Annotated in this window: 13 protein-coding genes; 6 read left to right on the top strand and 7 right to left on the bottom strand. The window is 43.9% G+C overall.

Features of this window, described 5'->3' with window-relative positions:
• Positions 1 to 7: 7 nt before the first annotated feature.
• The 5 genes from K6V21_RS19835 to K6V21_RS19815 form a co-directional block, all read right to left on the bottom strand.
• Positions 8 to 907 carry an SDR family oxidoreductase gene (locus tag K6V21_RS19835; protein ID WP_022209280.1) on the bottom strand — a complete coding sequence of 300 codons (900 nt, stop codon included), beginning with the start codon at positions 905 to 907 and terminating at the stop codon, positions 8 to 10.
• Between the two features lie 43 nt (positions 908 to 950).
• The gene (locus K6V21_RS19830) at positions 951 to 1,496 is read right to left on the bottom strand and encodes a hypothetical protein (RefSeq protein ID WP_007213994.1); all 546 of its coding nucleotides are present in this window, start codon (positions 1,494 to 1,496) and stop codon (positions 951 to 953) included.
• Between the two features lie 223 nt (positions 1,497 to 1,719).
• A complete protein-coding gene (locus K6V21_RS19825; protein ID WP_224319628.1) occupies positions 1,720 to 2,499 on the bottom strand; it encodes a hypothetical protein in 780 nt (259 codons plus the stop codon).
• Between the two features lie 25 nt (positions 2,500 to 2,524).
• Entirely contained in the window at positions 2,525 to 3,220 is a 696-nt protein-coding gene (locus tag K6V21_RS19820; protein ID WP_022391731.1) for a response regulator transcription factor, read from the bottom strand.
• Between the two features lie 33 nt (positions 3,221 to 3,253).
• Positions 3,254 to 4,891, bottom strand: coding sequence for a sensor histidine kinase (locus K6V21_RS19815; RefSeq protein WP_224319627.1), 1,638 nt, complete (start codon positions 4,889 to 4,891; stop codon positions 3,254 to 3,256).
• Positions 4,892 to 5,268: 377 nt separating this feature from the next.
• Here K6V21_RS19815 and K6V21_RS19810 point away from each other — a divergent pair, with 377 nt between their 5' ends.
• Positions 5,269 to 7,422 carry an outer membrane beta-barrel family protein gene (locus K6V21_RS19810; RefSeq protein WP_224322069.1) on the top strand — a complete coding sequence of 718 codons (2,154 nt, stop codon included), beginning with the start codon at positions 5,269 to 5,271 and terminating at the stop codon, positions 7,420 to 7,422.
• Positions 7,423 to 7,613: 191 nt separating this feature from the next.
• Positions 7,614 to 8,768: a lactaldehyde reductase gene (fucO, locus tag K6V21_RS19805; protein ID WP_007214009.1), complete on the top strand. Its 1,155-nt coding sequence runs from the start codon at positions 7,614 to 7,616 to the stop codon at positions 8,766 to 8,768.
• Between the two features lie 3 nt (positions 8,769 to 8,771).
• Here fucO and K6V21_RS19800 read toward each other — a convergent pair whose 3' ends face one another.
• Positions 8,772 to 10,091 carry a sensor histidine kinase gene (locus K6V21_RS19800; protein ID WP_224319626.1) on the bottom strand — a complete coding sequence of 440 codons (1,320 nt, stop codon included), beginning with the start codon at positions 10,089 to 10,091 and terminating at the stop codon, positions 8,772 to 8,774.
• Complete coding sequence (locus tag K6V21_RS19795; protein WP_224322068.1) at positions 10,088 to 11,473, bottom strand: sigma-54-dependent transcriptional regulator; 1,386 nt, start codon at positions 11,471 to 11,473, stop codon at positions 10,088 to 10,090. The genes K6V21_RS19800 and K6V21_RS19795 overlap by 4 nt, the downstream gene beginning before the upstream one ends.
• A 258-nt stretch (positions 11,474 to 11,731) precedes the next feature.
• Between K6V21_RS19795 and K6V21_RS19790 the strand changes: the two genes are divergently transcribed.
• The 4 genes from K6V21_RS19790 (at position 11,732) to K6V21_RS19775 (ending at position 17,930) form a co-directional block, all read left to right on the top strand.
• Positions 11,732 to 13,105 (top strand): DUF4933 domain-containing protein, encoded by a 1,374-nt coding sequence (locus K6V21_RS19790; RefSeq protein WP_224319625.1) that lies wholly within the window; start codon positions 11,732 to 11,734, stop codon positions 13,103 to 13,105.
• Between the two features lie 17 nt (positions 13,106 to 13,122).
• Complete coding sequence (locus tag K6V21_RS19785) at positions 13,123 to 15,531, top strand: ABC transporter permease (RefSeq protein ID WP_224319624.1); 2,409 nt, start codon at positions 13,123 to 13,125, stop codon at positions 15,529 to 15,531.
• Positions 15,532 to 15,567: 36 nt separating this feature from the next.
• Positions 15,568 to 16,248 carry an ABC transporter ATP-binding protein gene (locus K6V21_RS19780; protein ID WP_224319623.1) on the top strand — a complete coding sequence of 227 codons (681 nt, stop codon included), beginning with the start codon at positions 15,568 to 15,570 and terminating at the stop codon, positions 16,246 to 16,248.
• A 122-nt stretch (positions 16,249 to 16,370) separates the two neighbouring features.
• Complete coding sequence (locus K6V21_RS19775; RefSeq protein ID WP_224319622.1) at positions 16,371 to 17,930, top strand: TlpA disulfide reductase family protein; 1,560 nt, start codon at positions 16,371 to 16,373, stop codon at positions 17,928 to 17,930.
• Positions 17,931 to 17,937: the final 7 nt, after the last annotated feature.

Genomic DNA, 17,937 nt, shown 5'->3' with positions numbered 1-17,937 from the left:
CACTTATTTAAAGATTGAACATTAGTTTTATTCCTTCTTCCAGAGTATGTGGTTGGTATCCCAGTTCTCTGCGTGCTTTTTCAATGCTTAATCCGCTGAAACGGGGACGGGGAGTTGTTTCTCCCATTTGCTTGGTAGTGACTGGCAGAATTAATGAATAATCCAGATTCAACGTATCTGCTACACGATAAGCAATATCGGCTATAGTCAGACATTCCGAGCCACAGATGTGATAAATGCCATTATTGGGATGATTTATCAGTTTCTCTATTCCTTGAGAAACATCGCCTACATAGGTTGGCGTGCGCCACTGGTCGGAAACCACCCGTATTTCTTCATTATTTCTTAAACGATTGGCTACCAATTGCAGAATATTCCCGTGTTGCCCCGGCAGGGCGGCACCATAGACCACTACCACACGTGCGATGGCATAATTGCTACAGAGCTCAGCTACCCGTTTTTCACCTTTCAGTTTGGTTGCCCCATAATAGTTGACGGGATCAGGAGTATCTTCTTCTGTATAAAGCTGCCCTGTATCTCCATTAAATACAAAGTCAGTAGATAGATGTATAAAGCGTGCAGCGGATGCTTCGCATCGGAATGCCAATTGTCCCACAGCATTGACATTGATACTGTCTGCCTCCTCACGGTGTGCTTCGCAATAATCAGGAACGGATAATGCGGACGTGTTGATCACTATATTCGGGCGTACTTCCCGGAACAATGCGCTTTGTTCCCCCATCTGGCAGATGTCTGCACTGATGAAACGATAATTCCCGGAATCGGGAGCAATGTCGTCATGCAGAGAACAACCTGTTACTATATACTCGTCATTGCGTGACAAATCATTCAATATCCGGCGTCCTGTGAAGCCATTGGCACCTATTACCAATACTTTTTTCTTCATATTCATATTATTTCAGTATATAATCCCTTGACTGTAGTCTTTTTTAGTAAGGTCCATTCCTTCCTTGTTGTACTTCGATTCTAATTCCGAATGATCCGTTTGCCGACTTCAGTTCGAAAGCGCCTTTGAAGTTATTCCGTTCCCACGGCAGGGCAGAAGGATTAGGGACTTTCCGTCCGTCCTTGTCATACTCTCCATAAGTATTGATGCGCATTCCATTCTTCAGCCGGAAACTTCCCATTTGCAGGTTTTGGGGAGATGATCCGAAACCTGTCAGTCCGAAAGGGTTCATACTGTATATGGTGGAGCTACCTAAACTAAATAAGTGTGAGTAGCCTTGTGAGTAGGTCACATTCGGGTCCAAGCGAAACAGAAAACTATAATCTTTGCTGGCATCGGGAATGTCTAAAGTCATTTTTGGCATTTGGGGAGCTGCCATTTTCATCAGGTTCATATCCAAAAGGAATCCATCAAAATTCTTTGTTGCCGGCATATTCATACTGCGAACACTGTCAGCGGGTACTTCATTCTGGGCATTTACCCTGAAAGAAAGAAGACAGAAAAGTATGATTAGTCCTATATATTTCATCACTTAATGGTCTTTATTTAATGGCGAATATAAGAAATAAGTATGAATTATGGAAATATATAGCATTTATTAAAATAAAACTTGTATATTATATGCTGATATTTGAGTATTGTTGTTATCTTTGGAGCGTAAATAATTGAATTGGTTTTATAAGCAATCTATTTGTTCCTCTCTAACCGGTAAATGAACGGGCTGTATCTCGTGTGGAAATGCAGCCCGTTTTCTATTTCTTTTTTCTATTGAGATGAATCACCGGAGCAAGTATCGGGACTGTTTCCCACTTCATTTTCGAAGCATTGTACGCTCGTTCCACGCCTCCCTGTATTTCCAGATAATCATTGATTTTCACTTCCATGACTACACCGTAGTGGCTTTGTGGATACATAGGATTCATATATCCGTTCAGAGAGTTTTGTTTGCCAAAGCCTGAATATTGTCCGAAGAAGCGGATACGAAGGAAATTGTTGATGCGATAGGCGGCAGAGGCATCCAAGCCAATGTCGAATTGAGAACCATGCATGCGCGAAGGGATGGTGTATTTGGCGGTATACATACCCCCTGTCAATTCCCAGCGTTCATTAGGGCGATATCTAAAATCGGCACCTGCCTGGATAATCGTTCCCATAGTAGGGTAGGTATTGTAGGTGCTGAATGTGCTCAATATACTATTGGGTGAAAGCTGAAAAGCACCGTAATGCTCGTAATCCATCACGAAAGGATCGTAACTGCTGACCATCTTTCCCATTCTGATATCCATCCACGGAAAGTTGGGATAATAAGTCGGAAGAATGATGCGTAAGTCTGTGCTATCCATGCTGAGAGAAGTCTTTACCGGCATATCCCGATTAGGAGCGGCAGCTGTTCCGGGTGGAGGAAACAACGGCTCTTTTCCCATTTCCGTGGGAAAACGATTCAATAATGTGCTGTCCTTTGTTTGCTCGTTTTGTGCAGCAACGCGAAAGGAAACAGTGAGAAGGAACAGAATGATGAATAGTTTTTTCATAAGTCGTTATGTGTTAACGGAAGTTTCAGTTGATGATAAGTTTGTATCCGATACCTCGGACATTGACAATGCGGATACGTTCGTCCTTGGAAAGTTTATGTCGCAATTTAGTGATGAACACGTGCAGACTGCGCGAATTGAAGAAACTGTCGTCCCCCCAAAGATCGAGCAGGATATTCTGGGTATTCACTACCTGATTACGGTTTTCGCACAGGCGTTTCAGGATTTCGGCCTCGCGGTGGGAGAGTTCCTGCTCTATTCCGGTATGGGACAATATCTGTGTGACAGAGTTGAAATGGTAATCGCCTATCTCGAAACAGGTTTCTTCCTTCTTCGGTTCCTCTTTGAATGTAAATGCTTTGCCCACCAGCGCTTTAATGCGTACGATAAGTTCCTGCATGCCGAAAGGCTTTTTCAGATAGTCGTTGGCTCCGAGTTCAAAGCCTTCTACCACATCGTTGATGGAAGAACGGGCGGTGAGAAAAAGTACCGGAGTTCGTTTATCGGTCTGACGGATGTGGCGTACCATTTCAAAACCATCCATACGAGGCATCATAACATCGGCTACCAGTACATCAGGGCGTAAGTCGAAGAACATACGCAGACCTTCCTCGCCATCGGCAGCAGTATGGATGATGAAGTTCTGGCCTTCCAGCGTATCTTTGATAATCATGGCGAGGGTTTGTTCATCCTCAACCAGCAGTACCTTGATTTTGTCCATATCTTGATTCATTTTCATAATAAGCAATGTTATTCAGATTCTTATTGTAAAAGTACTTCCTTTTCCCGCTTCACTTCGTACGGTTACAATGCCACCGTGCTTTTCTACCATTGTCTTTACATAGAAAAGCCCCAGCCCGTAGCCTTTGGTATTGTGGATATTTCCTGTCGGAACCCGGTAGAATTTATCGAAAATGTGAGGCTGTTTATCCGTAGGGATACCAATACCGTGGTCTGTAACTGAGATTTCCACTTGTTCCGTTTCCTTTTTCCGGCAACAGATCATTATGTCGGCTTTATCCGGAGAGTATTTGATGGCATTATCTATCAGGTTACTCAGAATATTACTAAAGTGTGTACGGTCGGCAATGATTGTCAGGTCTTCCGGTGCAATGTCGAGATTGATTTCTACAGGCTTGCCCGCTTTCAGTTTATGCTGTTCGATGAGTGCCGGGAACAGATCGTGCAAGCTAAGCGTCTCCGGATGCAGACGGAAGGTTTTACGGCGTTCCATACTCATGGAGAGAATTTGTTCCACCAGTCCGCTTAATCGCTGTAACTGTTCCTGGCAGATACCCAGATACTTATCCCGTTGTTGCTTGTCTTCTGCCAGATTAAAATTAAGCAAAGCATCGTTGGCGGCATACGCCACGGCAATAGGTGTTTTCAGTTCGTGGGTGATGTTGTTGGTAAAGTCGCTCTTCATCTCTTCCAGTGTTTTCTGCCGCAAAATGGTGCGGATAAGAAACCAGAAGGAGAAACCTAATATAATAAGGATAACGAATGATGTGGTAAGAATACCGCTCATCTGCCGCAATACAATCTTATAAATAGGTTCTATTGTGAGGCGGTAACTTTGATTGGAGTGAATGTCGAAAGCATAATTATATTGTTTTGCTTTTTCACTGGGTATGTATCCGGGAGTCCCGACAATGGCGAGCGTATCAGTGTAAACCAGCGTTGAGTCCGGATCGGCACCGGAATGAAGACGCTCCAATCGGTAGGGAAGTTTAAGCCCCCGTTCTTGCAGATAGGTATTCAGCAGACTGTCATAAACGGCTATATCAGGTTCTATAAAAATATCCAGTCCCGAGTGCATTCCACGCTGGATGAAAGTGGCAAGTTCCACCATACTGCTTTGGTCACGCAGCATCATGTCTATTCCACCTTCGGCTCTTAAAGAAGCCTGAGGTTCATCCTCATTAATCACTGTATCTTCCAGGACCTCTTTTACTGAATCTCTTTCTGCCCAGACTGAAATATTTGTGCCTTCCTGTCCCCGTGTGAAAAGGATATCTCTTGTCGAGTCATTCGGGTAACTCACTGAGACGCTGTCATACTTCATAGGGATACCGTCTTTTAAAAGTGAACGACTTCCGGCACTATCTGTTTGGTTAACAGTTGTACTGCTGCGGACAAATGATTTTCCGGAATCGGAATTGTATCCTGCTGAAACCTCTACGGAACCGTGGGCTTTATTTTCTTTTTGCATCTCCTTTACACGAAGCATCATTTCATTATAATCGCTCATGCGCATGGCTTCTACGATGCTTTGTTCCAGTTCGTGCTTCATTGTTTTGTATAGCCCCGTGATCCAGTATGCCTGGTAAATAAAGATACCCAGCAGAGAAATTATGACTAATATGGCAATAGGTTTGAATGGCAGTTTCATGTAGCTCTTGTATTTATATGGACAAAGATAGGAAAGATAAACGGTACATGTATGGACGGTAAGACTAAATAACACTTCAGATAACACTAGATAAGACTACGTAAGTTCCGGATAACATAAAGTCCGGAAGATTTCACCGTACTTTGCAGTGCAAGAGCTTAAGGGATGATTCGGGTTTGCACAAGGCATCTTTTGCAAAAGGTATAGGGAGAATCCTGTGCAGTCCCTTGCATAATTGGGTGTCAACCTTGGTCAACCGGCCTGTCAACCTAGGTTAACGGATCTGTCAACCAAGCTTAATCGACCTGTCAACCAAGGTTGACACCCAATCATCTCTAAGTCTGAACACATTTATGTCGTATCTAAAACAAATGAACATGAAGTCTTATTACTATCTTTCCCTGATGCTATGTGCATTGAGCGCAGGAGTTTCCGCTCAGGAAATAACGAAGAGTACGGATGCAGAGAGCGAACGGACGCTCAGTGCGGACAGTATTATAACACAAGACAAGCAGCTGGACAGTCTTTACCAATCTCTTCCCGAAGTAATGGTTACCGGACAACGTCCCATCGTGAAAGCGGAGCAAGGTAAACTGGTGTACGATCTTCCGCGTCTTATCGGTAATCTACCTGTAGATAATGCTTATGACGCTGTGAAGGAACTGCCGGGCGTAACCGAGATGAATGGCGGGTTGATGTTGGCAGGGCAGGGGGTAACTGTAATATTGGATGGCAAAGTTACCACCATGAGTACCGAACAGCTTTATTCTTTATTGAAAAGCATCCCGTCCAGTCGCATAGAGAAGGCGGAAGTGATGTACAATGCTCCGGCACGCTATCAGGTACGGGGTGCACTTATCAATATTACACTGAAGCAAAGCACCGGAGGCCCGTCTTCCTGGCAAGGAGAGCTTTATGGCAAATATAATCAGAAACATTACGAGGGCTTCAACGAACGTGCCAGCCTGATCTATAATGGAAATAAATTCTCAGCAGATTTTCTTTACTCACACAACCACGGACGGGGATATTCTTTAACCGATAAAGAAGCTATGCACTCTCTGGCGGACGGTTCGGTTCATCACATCACAACCGATGAGATGGGCCGGAGCCGTTCACATACCCATAGTTTCCGGGTAGGGGCGGATTACAATATTGCCAAGGACCATCAGCTGAGTTTTGTTTATAATGGAAGTTATTCGACTTACCACAGCCTGATGGATATTTACGGTACGCAGCAGTCCAACACCCGTAGCAACAGCACCGATTGGCTGCACAACGGACGTCTGGATTACCGTACACCTTTCGGACTGAAAGCCGGTGCCGAACTGACTTATTACCGTTCTCCATCCGATCAGTTATTGCATAGCAGCATGCAAGGTGAAGAGCTGGCCTTTTATACCGAAGACTGTCAGCGCATCAATCGCTGGAAATTCTTCCTTGCCCAGGAGCATAAGCTGGGTCGTGGATGGGGACTGAATTATGGTGCCGTTTATACTACCAGTATCGACCACAGTTATCAGTATTATTATGATACGGAGAAGGATGCGGGAACAAAGGCAGGTGTGAGCACAGGCATTCCCGATAATATGCAATCCCGCCGTCGCGAACAAACTCTGAACTTCTATGCAGGTTTCAATAAAAGTTTCGGTGATAAACTTTCCCTGGATGCTTCGCTTGCCGTGGAGCATTACAAGACACCGGTCTGGAATCAGTGGGATTGGTATCCTACCATTAACCTGAGTTATATGCCCGCTCCCGGCCATGTCTGGCAATTGGCTTTGAGCAGTGATAAGGACTATCCTGATTATTGGGCTGTGCAGGACGCCATCTCTTATCTGGGCGGTGGATATTCTGAAATACATGGGAACCCGTTCCTGAAGCCGGCTCAGGAATATCAGCTCCAACTGACACATATTTTGAAGAGTAAATACATCTTTAGTGCATGGTTTTCCCATACGAAAGATTACTCTACCCAGACTCTTTATCAATCTTCTGAACGTCTGGTGGAAATCTATAAACATTTGAATTTTAATTACCAACAACAGGCCGGAGTACAGGCTTCTATACCTTTTGATATAAAGCAATGGTTGAATTCTCGTTTAACTTTGATTGGTGTATGGCATCATGAGAAGGATGATGATTTCTGGGATATTCCTTTTAACCGGAATATTTGTTATGGTATTGCCGTACTGACAAATACTTTCACTCTCTCTAAGAAGCCTGATCTGAAACTGACACTGACGGGAATGGCTCGTAGTAAAGCGACTCAGGGAATTTATGATTTACCGTCTTCAGGGTATGTAAATGCAGCTTTGCGGTATGGCTTTGCCAAAGGAAAGGCTATTCTGAATCTTTATTGCAATGATATCTTTGAGACGGGACAGATAAAACCACGTATCCGCTTTGGTACGCAGAACGTGACGAATGATTATGCTTGTTTCAGGGAAATCGGGGTGTCGTTTACGTATAAGTTCGGAGGATATAGGGAGAAGAAGAGGGAGGAGGTGGATACGTCGAGGTTTAAGTAATGTGTGTGTACTTTTTCTTTTGTCTCAAAACAAAAGAAAAGTACTTTCACCAGCATAATACACATTAAAAAAATCAGAATCTTTTGCTCCTTCCTCCTCTATATTTCTTAATTTTGTCGGAACAAAATGAAGTATCAACCTTCCGCACACTCAATCTCAAAATGACACTGCGGAACCTAAATTATCGTATTATGATTAACAGATTCGTCTTGAACGAAGTATCCTACTTCGGACCGGGTGCCCGCGAAGTGCTCCCACAGGAAATTAAACGTCTCGGCTTGAAAAAAGCTTTTGTATCCACCGACAAAGATTTGATTAAATTTGGAGTAGCCGACAAGGTGCTGTCCGTACTGGATAAGGCAGGTATACCCTATGTTGTATTCAGCGATATTAAACCAAATCCTACGGTTAGTAATGTAAATGCAGGTGTGAAAGCGTTTGCAGAATCCGGTGCCGATTTTATTCTGGCTATTGGCGGCGGTTCTTCTATCGATACATCAAAAGCTATCGGCATTATCACTAATAATCCGGAATTCAGTGATGTGGTTTCTCTGGAAGGAGTGGCGCCGACTCAGAAGAAGTCCGTGCCTATCATTGCACTGCCTACCACTGCGGGAACTGCTGCTGAGGTAACCATCAACTACGTGATTACCGACGAAGTGAATGAAAAGAAGATGGTATGCGTAGATCCGAATGATATTCCTGCCATCGCCATTGTAGATGCCGAATTGATGTACACTTTGCCTAAAGGGCTGACCGCTTCTACGGGATTGGATGCATTGACACATGCTATTGAAGGTCTGATTACTAAGGGAGCTTGGGAAATGAGCGATATGTTTGAAATTAAAGCTATCGAAATGATTACCCGTTATCTGGAAACGGCTGTGTTTGAGCCGACGAATGCAGAGGCGCGTAATGGTATGGCGGTAGCGCAATATATTGCAGGTATGGCTTTCTCTAATGTAGGTTTGGGCGTTGTTCACGGCATGGCACATCCGTTGGGTGCTATTTTCGATATACCTCATGGTGTGGCTAATGCGTTGTTGCTGCCTATCATTATGGAGTTCAATGCTCCTGCTGCGCTTGATAAGTATGTGGAAATTGCTAAGGCGATGACAGTATATAAAGAAGGAATGAGCCAGGAAGAGGCTGCACGTGCTGCCGTAGATGCAGTGAGAGCACTGTCAGTAAGAGTAGGTATTCCGCAACACCTTTCTGAATTGGGCATCAAGGAGAGCGACCTCGACAAGCTGGCTACTGCCGCTATTGCCGATGTTTGTACACCGGGTAATCCTCGCGAGGTGACGAAAGAGATTATATTGGATTTGTATAAGAAAGCACTATAAGAATCAAACCACCGGAAACAGAAGCGTAAACGTACTCCTTTCTCCTGTTTTTGACTGCACGGTAATACTTCCGTGATGCTGGTGCATAATTTGCCGGGAGATGGTCAGTCCGATGCCTGAACCTGTTGGTTTTGTGGTAAAGAAAGGGATGAAGATTCGTTCCTGGACTTCCGGCTCGATACCGGTTCCATTATCAGTAACACGCAGGAAAAGATGATTTCCTGGAGTGATGCCCGCGGAAAGAGTGATTTGTGTCGCTTCGTTTTCGCGGGCATTCCGTATCAGGTTGATAAGAACTTGTTCTATCTGTTCCTTGTCCGCAATGACACGTAACGCAACGGCAGGTACGGAGAGATGCAAGTCGTTCGCTTCATTCTGCATCAGCCGGAGCACTCCTTCCAGCAATTCCTCTGCGTTGCAGAGTTTCAGTATAGGTTGGGGGAGATGCGATACTTCCCGATAACTATTCATGAAACGCACCAGCCCGTTTCCTCGTCGCCCAATGGTTTGCAACATCTGCTTCATCTCTGTTTTGGTTTCTTCATCCCCCTCCAGACTATCGGCATATTTGGTAAGAAGTTCCGTCAGTGATATGATAGGAGTGATGGAATTCATAATTTCATGCGTCAGTACGCGGATTAGCTTCTGCCATGCTTCTGTTTCGCGGCTATCCAGTGCAGAATGGATATTTTTCATTCCTGCAATCAACAGCTTCCTGCCCTGAATAATGAATTCCATGCCGGAAAGGGCAAGCTGCACAGTCTCTTCCTCTTCTTTGATTTGCCAGACGGAAAGATCGCCCGCTTTCAATGTGCGCAGTTTTTCCGGCAGATTCGGATGAAACTCTGTCAAGTCATCCACCGTTCGCGGATGTTCCATGTGTATCAGACGCTTTGCCGCTTCGTTAACCCATTCCATCTGCCCGTCAGGAGCATAAACGAGGACTGCCATATCTATATGATTGGCCAGAGCCTGGAAGTATTGCAACTGGCTTTCTTTCTTTTGCAGATTACTGCGATAGTGTTCAAGGGCATCCTGCATCTCGGTCAATAACTCTTCGGGGAGAGTTTGCGGAGCGTTAGGATGGGCGGCAGGAGAAGATAGGAATTCAGAGTATCGCACTGACCAAATGAATTGAGCCATCGCACGTGCAGAATGTAATATATACCGATAGATAGCGTAAGCCACAAACGCTGTGAGGCAGAGTGCTACACACAGGCTGATATAAAACCCGTGCACGGCCAGCCATGCCGAACACAAACAACATGCCAGCAATCCGACCGTAAGCCAGAGAGGCGTCTTCGCCCAAGCTTGTTTCTTCATAATCCGAACTTTTCAATCCTTCTATATAGTGATGTCCTCGTTATCCCCAGCATTTCCGCAGCCAACGTGATGTTTCCTCCGCATATCCGCAGCACCTCATTGATAGTTTCCCGTTCCATTCGTTCCAGATTATATTTCTCTTTTTCGGGAATGGCATTGGAAGATTGAGGCGAACGTAGCATGAAATCATCTGCCGTCAGCATTGTTCCGGTAGAAAGGATAACGGCACGTTCGATGGCGTGTTCCAATTCGCGTACATTTCCCGGCCAGCGGTAAAGCTGTAGCATTTTACGGGCTTCTTTGGAGATGCCCCGGAGTTCTTTCTTATATTTCTTCCGATAGCGTTGCAGGAAAAAGTCGGCCAACAGGAACAGGTCGTTTCCCCGTTCCCTCAAAGGAGGGATGCGAATTTCGATCGTATTGATGCGGTAAAGTAAATCCTGGCGGAACTGTCCGTTATCAATGGCAGCATATAAATCTGTATTCGTGGCGCAAATCAGTCTTACATCCACCGGATAAGAAGTGGTGGAACCCAACCGTGAACTCTTTCTCTGTTCAATGACCGAAAGCATTTTCGCCTGGAGCGGAAGACTCAGGTTTCCGATTTCATTCAAAAACAGCGTTCCACCCGAAGCTACTTCCACACGTCCCGGTTTATTTTTGCGGGCATCGGTGAATGCTCCCTTTTCATATCCGAACAACTCACTTTCAAACAATGTATCGGGGATACTGCCTAAATCAATAGGTACATATATCTCGTTTTTGCGGGGCGACTGCTCGTACACATACCGGGCCATCAGGTCTTTACCCGTTCCGTTTTCACCTAATAATAACAGGTTCGCATCCGTATCGGAGAACTTCTTTATCGTTTGGAAGATGGCTTGCATTGCTGCCGATTCACCAATCACGCATGTCGGTTCGGCGGGAAGGGAGAGGGCTTCCGTTTGTTCTTTCAGGGCCTCTTTCTGTTGCTTCAAAGTTTCTACTTCCGTCCGGCTGAAACTGAGTTGCAGGGCGGAAGATACGGTTGCTATCAACTTTTCGTTTTGCCAGGGTTTGGGAATGAAATCCGTGGCACCTTGCTTAATGGCTTGCACTGCCTTTTCCGTATCTGCATAGGCGGTGATGAAGATGACAACAGCTTTCTCGTCCAGCTTCAGTATCTCGTCCAACCAATGGAATCCCTCTTTCCCACTGACGGCGTCGCGGCGGAAATTCATGTCAAGCAGTATGACGTTGAAATGGGTACGAGAGATGAGCGGCAGCAATTCACGCGGGTCAGTCGTCATGGTGATACTTTCCACCAAAGGACGCAGCAGCATTTTCAAGGTGAAGAGAATGTCTTCATTATCGTCTACAATCAGTATCTTTCCTCGTTTCATCATACTTGAAGTTAAGTTTAAAATGTGCGGATACAGGGTTCTTTACCTATATGGACATGACAGGCTCCGGGGCATTTCCGGACATGTGCAAAGATAGATAAAGTTTTTGAAAAGGGAGTGTACGGAAGCGTGCATTTGGTGTACGATATCGTGCAATTTTGTGGAGATGATTTTTCAATAAAGTATTGTATAGTAATTGCTTAACCATTTGGTATAGTTATTGCCTTATGTTTATAAGTAAACGAATGCGCAAAAAGTATGCTATACAAAGAACTGGTTTCCATTACATTATTTTTTTCTCTTATTGCTTGCAGTTCCAAGAGTCCGGGTATGAGCAAAGATGAAATAACCCAAGCTTTGGATGAGCAGGCCATAGAGCATGCAGCCGCCGTAAAAGCGGTTTCTGCTGATGTACCGAAATTTACAGAAGATTATACACCTCCTGCCGGAATTAAGTATCAGGCTAAAATAGAAACAGCCGGAGTGAAGACCCTTAATGTGCAGGCTGCGCTGAAGAATGTGCGTCTTATGAAAATCAGCGAACTCGGTACATTTCAGATTCGTCGTACAGGAGTATTGGTGCCGATAGGTGGTAATCTGATTCCGGTGGAAGAGGGATACTTATTGAATAGTTACCAAGGGATTTATTTATTGGATAAGGGCTTTAAACTTATTAAGCAGTTATTCGAAAATGATGTTGACTTTCAGCGTAGTGGGAAAAGGTACTATTTTCAATTGCGTGTTGTGCTACGAAATGTCTATTATGATACAACTCGTAAGCAAATCCGGGGTACATATACAGTGCCTAATCATGAAAAAGACAAATATCGGACTTTTCTGGCTTTTCTTCCCTGGGATGTTTTAATGACTGCAACAGAACCTTGGGCTGAAAAAGATATAGCAGACAGTATTCCTCTGCAGGGTAATTTGAATTTTAGAACATTTTTTAAATTTACACCAGAGGGTTTTATACGTTCCATGCCTTATTCCGGTCGCTTCTACACGAATGCACTAAAGGGAGATACTTTGTGCTACTTTGATCCCACTCATTCACCGGATTATCCTCCTTCGAAAGGTGCCGGCTCTGTGCGAAACGGAGAACCACACCATATCTATGATTATCATGGCAAAACGCGTATACGTCTGGCCTATGATAATACACTTTACCAACTGGAAAATGCTTCCACACTGAAAGCAATTTATCGGTTGGACTTTGGCTCTTTTCTGCGTGCCGACGGGCAGAAAGTCACAGGTAGCCTTTCTAATAATATGGATGATTATTATTTCTTGCAGCAATGGTTGGAAACAGACCGTTATCTCTTTATCAAAATAACGAAAGGATATGACTCGCCTAACGCACGGAAAGCTAAATCTGTTTCTCTTTATTCGCTTATATATGATAAAACATCCGGGGACTTCTTTACACTTCCTCCCGAAGATAATAGTAAAGACCTTGATTTTCCGCATATTGCTACCGATGGCGAACTAAATATACCGTTTTATCCGGATGGAGTAGTCGGAAATATTTCTTTTAGCTATCTCGATGGTATGAAAGCGAAAGAAAAATATCCGGATATTCTGAAAGGACAGGATATATCGGATAATGAATTGATATTGTTAACCGTAGAATAATAAAACAGAGAATAACGATGATAAAGCATTATGTGAAAGTTGCGCTTCGGCTGATAAAGCGGAGCTTCTTGTTTTCCTCCATCAATATGCTGGGTTTTGTATTTGGCATGGCAGCGGCGTTCCTCATTTATCTTTGGGTAGTGGACGAATTGACTTATGATGACTGCTTCCCCGAAGCAAATCGTATTTACCGGACTATTGAGGTGAAACGGGAGCCAAGCGGAGAGATAAAAGAATCTCCTTCGACGATACGTTCGCTTACTAAAGTCTTTCGTGAAGAGTTCCCACAAGTAGAAAATGCTACGGCTATCAAATATGGAGATTTGCATACGCTAGAGACGGAAAGTCATAAGAAAATCAGTGGAGAGGAAGCTTATGTTGATTCTGCATTCTTCCGGATATTTCCTTTTCCGGTGACGGAAGGAAATCCGGAACATATAGCGAACCATCCTGATAACATTATCTTATCAGAAACAATGGCACGGAAAATGTTTGGCAGCAGTCCGGCAGTGGGACAAAAACTGACTTATAGCGGATATGGGCGGGAGAATATTTATAATGTAGTTGCAGTGGTGAAAATACCTCCAAAGAGCCATATCCGTTTTGACATTGCTTATCCGATGGATTCTTATGGTAGGGGAATGGCCGGTTATAGTTGGGATCGCTTTCGTGAGAATATACACGTATATATCAAAATGAAGGCTGGTGACGGCGGAAAGATGTATGAGAAGGAGCTGAAAAGTATGAGCCGCGCACTCGGCAAGTTTGGGGAGAAACGAACCTTACTACGTTTTCAGTCTATCAGGGACATTCACCTGCATACTACTTTTTCTGATCCTTGCGTAAAGAATCATGGTAATGTGGCTACCATTTATCTGTTTACAGCGCTGGCCATATTGGTAATCTTTATGGGAGCTTTCAACTTTACAACACTTTCTACGGCACGGGCATCTATGCGCTATAAAGAAATAGGTGTACGCAAAATAACAGGTGCCAAGAGAAAAACGTTAATTTCACAATTTCTCTCGGAAAGTCTGGTGCAAGCATTCATATCTTTGGTATTGGCTTTAGCTCTGACGGAGTTGATGTTACCGCTATTCAATAAGTTTATGGATACGGAAATCTCCCTGCGGTTTAGTTGGGCTGTCTTTTTTTATATTTTGTTCGGTATAGTAGGAGTGGGGTGTCTGGCAGGAAGTTATCCGGCTTTTTATCTTTCTTCCATTAATCCTTTGCTTGCTTTTAAGGGTGGTCGGAAAACAGGAAGGAAAGGCGGACTTATCAAAGGGCTGGTATGTGTACAATTCGTTATAGCTCTTACACTGATGCTACTGACGGCTATTGTCTTCAAGCAACTCCATTATATGCAAAACAAGGATTTGGGACTTAATAGGGAAAATATCGTCTCTGTCTATACCAGTTTATGGTATAAGGTAGCCGGATTCAAGCAAGAACTGCTGAGAAACCCAAATGTGAAAAGTATATCTATGGGGGCACCTATCGGAAGTTTTATTGAAGGTAGTTCATCTGGAGATGGCAGTCTGGTACGCTGGACCAATATGGACGGACAAGAAGATTCGCTAAAGATGGTAACAGTGTTTGCAGATGGGGATTTCATTAAGACATTTGGTTTGGAGTTGATAAAAGGGAAATTGCTGGAGTCTGACTTTGATAAATATTGGGGGGATAGGAATCCCAACATTGTGATTAATGAGGCTGCCTGGAAAGGGATGAAGGTGGCTGATCCTATTGGTATGGAACTGCAAGTGAACTCTTGGAGTAAAGCGCGTATCGTCGGAGTGGTGAAGGATTTCAATTTCCAGTCTTTGCGCGAGAAGATAAAGCCGGCTTTTCTTTATTATTCTCCGGAAGCACTATCTTACCTGCATATTAAAATTGCTCCTGAGCATCGGCAGGAAACTTTGAAATTTATTCAGCAGAAATACGAGGAGATGGCCGTGCAGGATGATTTGTTCGTGAAAGATTTCAGCTATCAATTTTTCTCCGATGCATTAAATAAAAACTATGCTAAAGAACAACAACAAAGCCGGATGTTACTGTTCTTCACAGTGTTGGCTATTGTCATAGCTATGCTGGGAGTATTTGGCTTAGTGGCACTCTCCACTACCCAGCGGACAAAGGAAATCGGTATCCGCAAAGTGAATGGCGCTCATTCCGAGCGTATTGTACGAATGTTCTGTCGGGAATATCTTCGTTGGGTAGGCGTGGCTTTCGTGATTGCCTGTCCGTTAGGGTATTTCTTTATGCACCGTTGGTTAAGCGAATTTGCCTATCAGACTGCAATAAGTTGGTGGTTGTTCGTGTCGTCAGGAGCGGTCATTGCAGGCATCACCTTGCTTACCGTCTTTGGACAGACCTGGCGGAAAGCATCACAGAATCCGGTGGAATCATTGAGGTATGAGTAAGATTTATTTTGTATATAATAAAAAAATAATTTGAATATGATAAAGACTATTGGACTCAGTAAGATATTCCGTACAGAGAGCGTACAGACCATTGCTTTGAATGAAGTGAATCTGGAAATCACTCAGGGAGAATTTGTAGCCATTATGGGACCTTCGGGCTGCGGAAAGTCCACTCTGTTGAATATGATTGGTTTGCTCGATAATCCTACTTCCGGTGAACTCTGGTTTCTCGACCAGGAAGTTTCGTGTTACTCCGAGAATTCTCGTACGGACCTGCGCAATGGAAACCTCGGCTTTGTATTTCAGAGTTTCAATCTGATAGATGAACTCACGGTTTTTGAAAATGTAGAACTTCCGTTGCTCTATGCCGGAGTCTCTACCCGCGAACGCGTGAGGCGTGTTAATGAGGCTTTGGAACGTATGCAAATAGCCCACCGCACGGAGCATTATCCGCAACAACTTTCCGGTGGTCAGCAGCAGCGTGTTGCCATTGCCCGTGCCATTGTTACCAATCCCCGCATTATCCTTGCCGATGAACCTACGGGAAATCTGGACTCTACCAATGGTAGCGAAGTAATGAACCTTCTGAAAGAACTGAACCGGGATGGGGCGACAGTGGTCATGGTGACCCACTCCGAAGAGAATGCCCGGGAAGCAGGACGGATTATAAGAATGATGGACGGATATATTCTGACTGAAAGCAAAAAAGACAAATAAGACATACATAACTATAAAAATGATAGGCTATTACGAAAAAATCATAGAATTATTTGATAGTCTCAACAGAATCCTATAGCTTTGGACACAGATATATAATCTTAATAGCAAAGCATACAGACATGAAAAAAATTATTGTAACACTTTTCTTATTGGCAAGTGTGTGGACAACACAAGCTCAAGGGACTTTCACAATAGAAGGACAAGTAAAGAACGTAGATGATGGAACTTTAGTCACCTTGTTCCGTTTAGATGGAAATGTGGGTAACAGTATCGGTGTTGATACGATTCGTAACGGACATTTTCGTTTTCAGGCAGAAACATTGGGAAATGAAACCGAAATAGTGGATATGATGGGAAGAAATGACAAGTTTCCTTCTATGAGCTTAAGGCTTTGGGTTCGTCCGGGAGATAATATACAGATAAGCGGTGAAAACACACTGATACGGACTTGGGATGTGAAAAGTACTGTTCCGGAACAAGTGGCTAATCAGGCCTTTATAAACGACTCACGCGAATTGTGGAATGAATATCAGCGCAATGCTTTATTGCAGCGTGCATACCGCCGGAAGTATGCAGGGAGTGCGGTGGACGAAGAAAGACAGGCGATACGTGCACAAGCTGACAGTTTGCAGAAGGTAGAGGATGAAATTAGTATCCGTATTGATGCCAACACTATAAAACGTATGAAGCAGATTCCAGTTGACGATATTTGGCTGGAGCACTTGAAAAGGCTGGCAATGTCGGCTAAGTATACTGAAAATTATCCTTATAAAGATGAAGTGATTGCTCTCTATGAAGGATTGACTGATGAAGAAAAACAAACCTCTTGGGCAATGGATACATATACATATCTCTTTCCTCCTCAAGTAGTGGAAGTGGGTGATGAAATGGCAGATGCGGATCTGTACGACCTAGAGGGAAATGTACATCATTTGTCTGATTTTAAAGGTAAGTATATTATGCTGGATTTTTGGAGCCGTGGTTGCGGGCCTTGTATTATGGCTTTGCCTGAGATGAAAGAAGTGGCTGAGATGTATAAAGATCGCTTGACGATAGTAAGTCTGAGCATTGATACCAAGAAAGGGTGGGAAGCAGCCTCTAAAGCCCATGAAATGACTTGGCAGAATCTGAGTGATTTGAAAGGAAGCAATGGATTATATGCTAAATACGGAGTACGCGGAATTCCAAATTATGTCCTTATTTCACCTGAAGGACGCATCGTAGAAAAATGGTTCGGATACGGGAAGCAGAGTCTGAAACGAAAACTTCGCCGCCTGCTAAATGCAAACGAATACGTGATGAGCTTAGGGGAAGAGAATGGGCATAAAGTGGTGAATTTCCCGACTGTAAAGAAAAGTAATAACGATATTCCTGAAATCCGCCAGGTAGTATTGACGGATACTGCTACGGTCCTGCGGATTCGTGCCTATTATATACCTAAATACTGGATACAAATAATGAAGAATATCCAGTTAGTAGCGGACAATGGAACCGTATGTCCTGTCCTTCGCTCGGAAGGTATCCCTTTAGGGGAGAAATTCTATATGCCCGAAAGTGGAGAAGCCGATTATACTCTTTATTTCGCTCCACTGCCTGAAGGAACACATTCTTTCGATATGGTCGAACCGGGAGACTCGAATTCAGACCGTGTCGAAGGTATCTCTTTGACACTTGAATAAGATAGCA

The sequence above is a fragment of the Bacteroides cellulosilyticus genome (assembly GCF_020091405.1).
Classification (GTDB): domain Bacteria; phylum Bacteroidota; class Bacteroidia; order Bacteroidales; family Bacteroidaceae; genus Bacteroides.
Note: the sequence above shows the minus strand (reverse complement) of the source record. Positions and strands in the feature narration are given on the sequence as shown.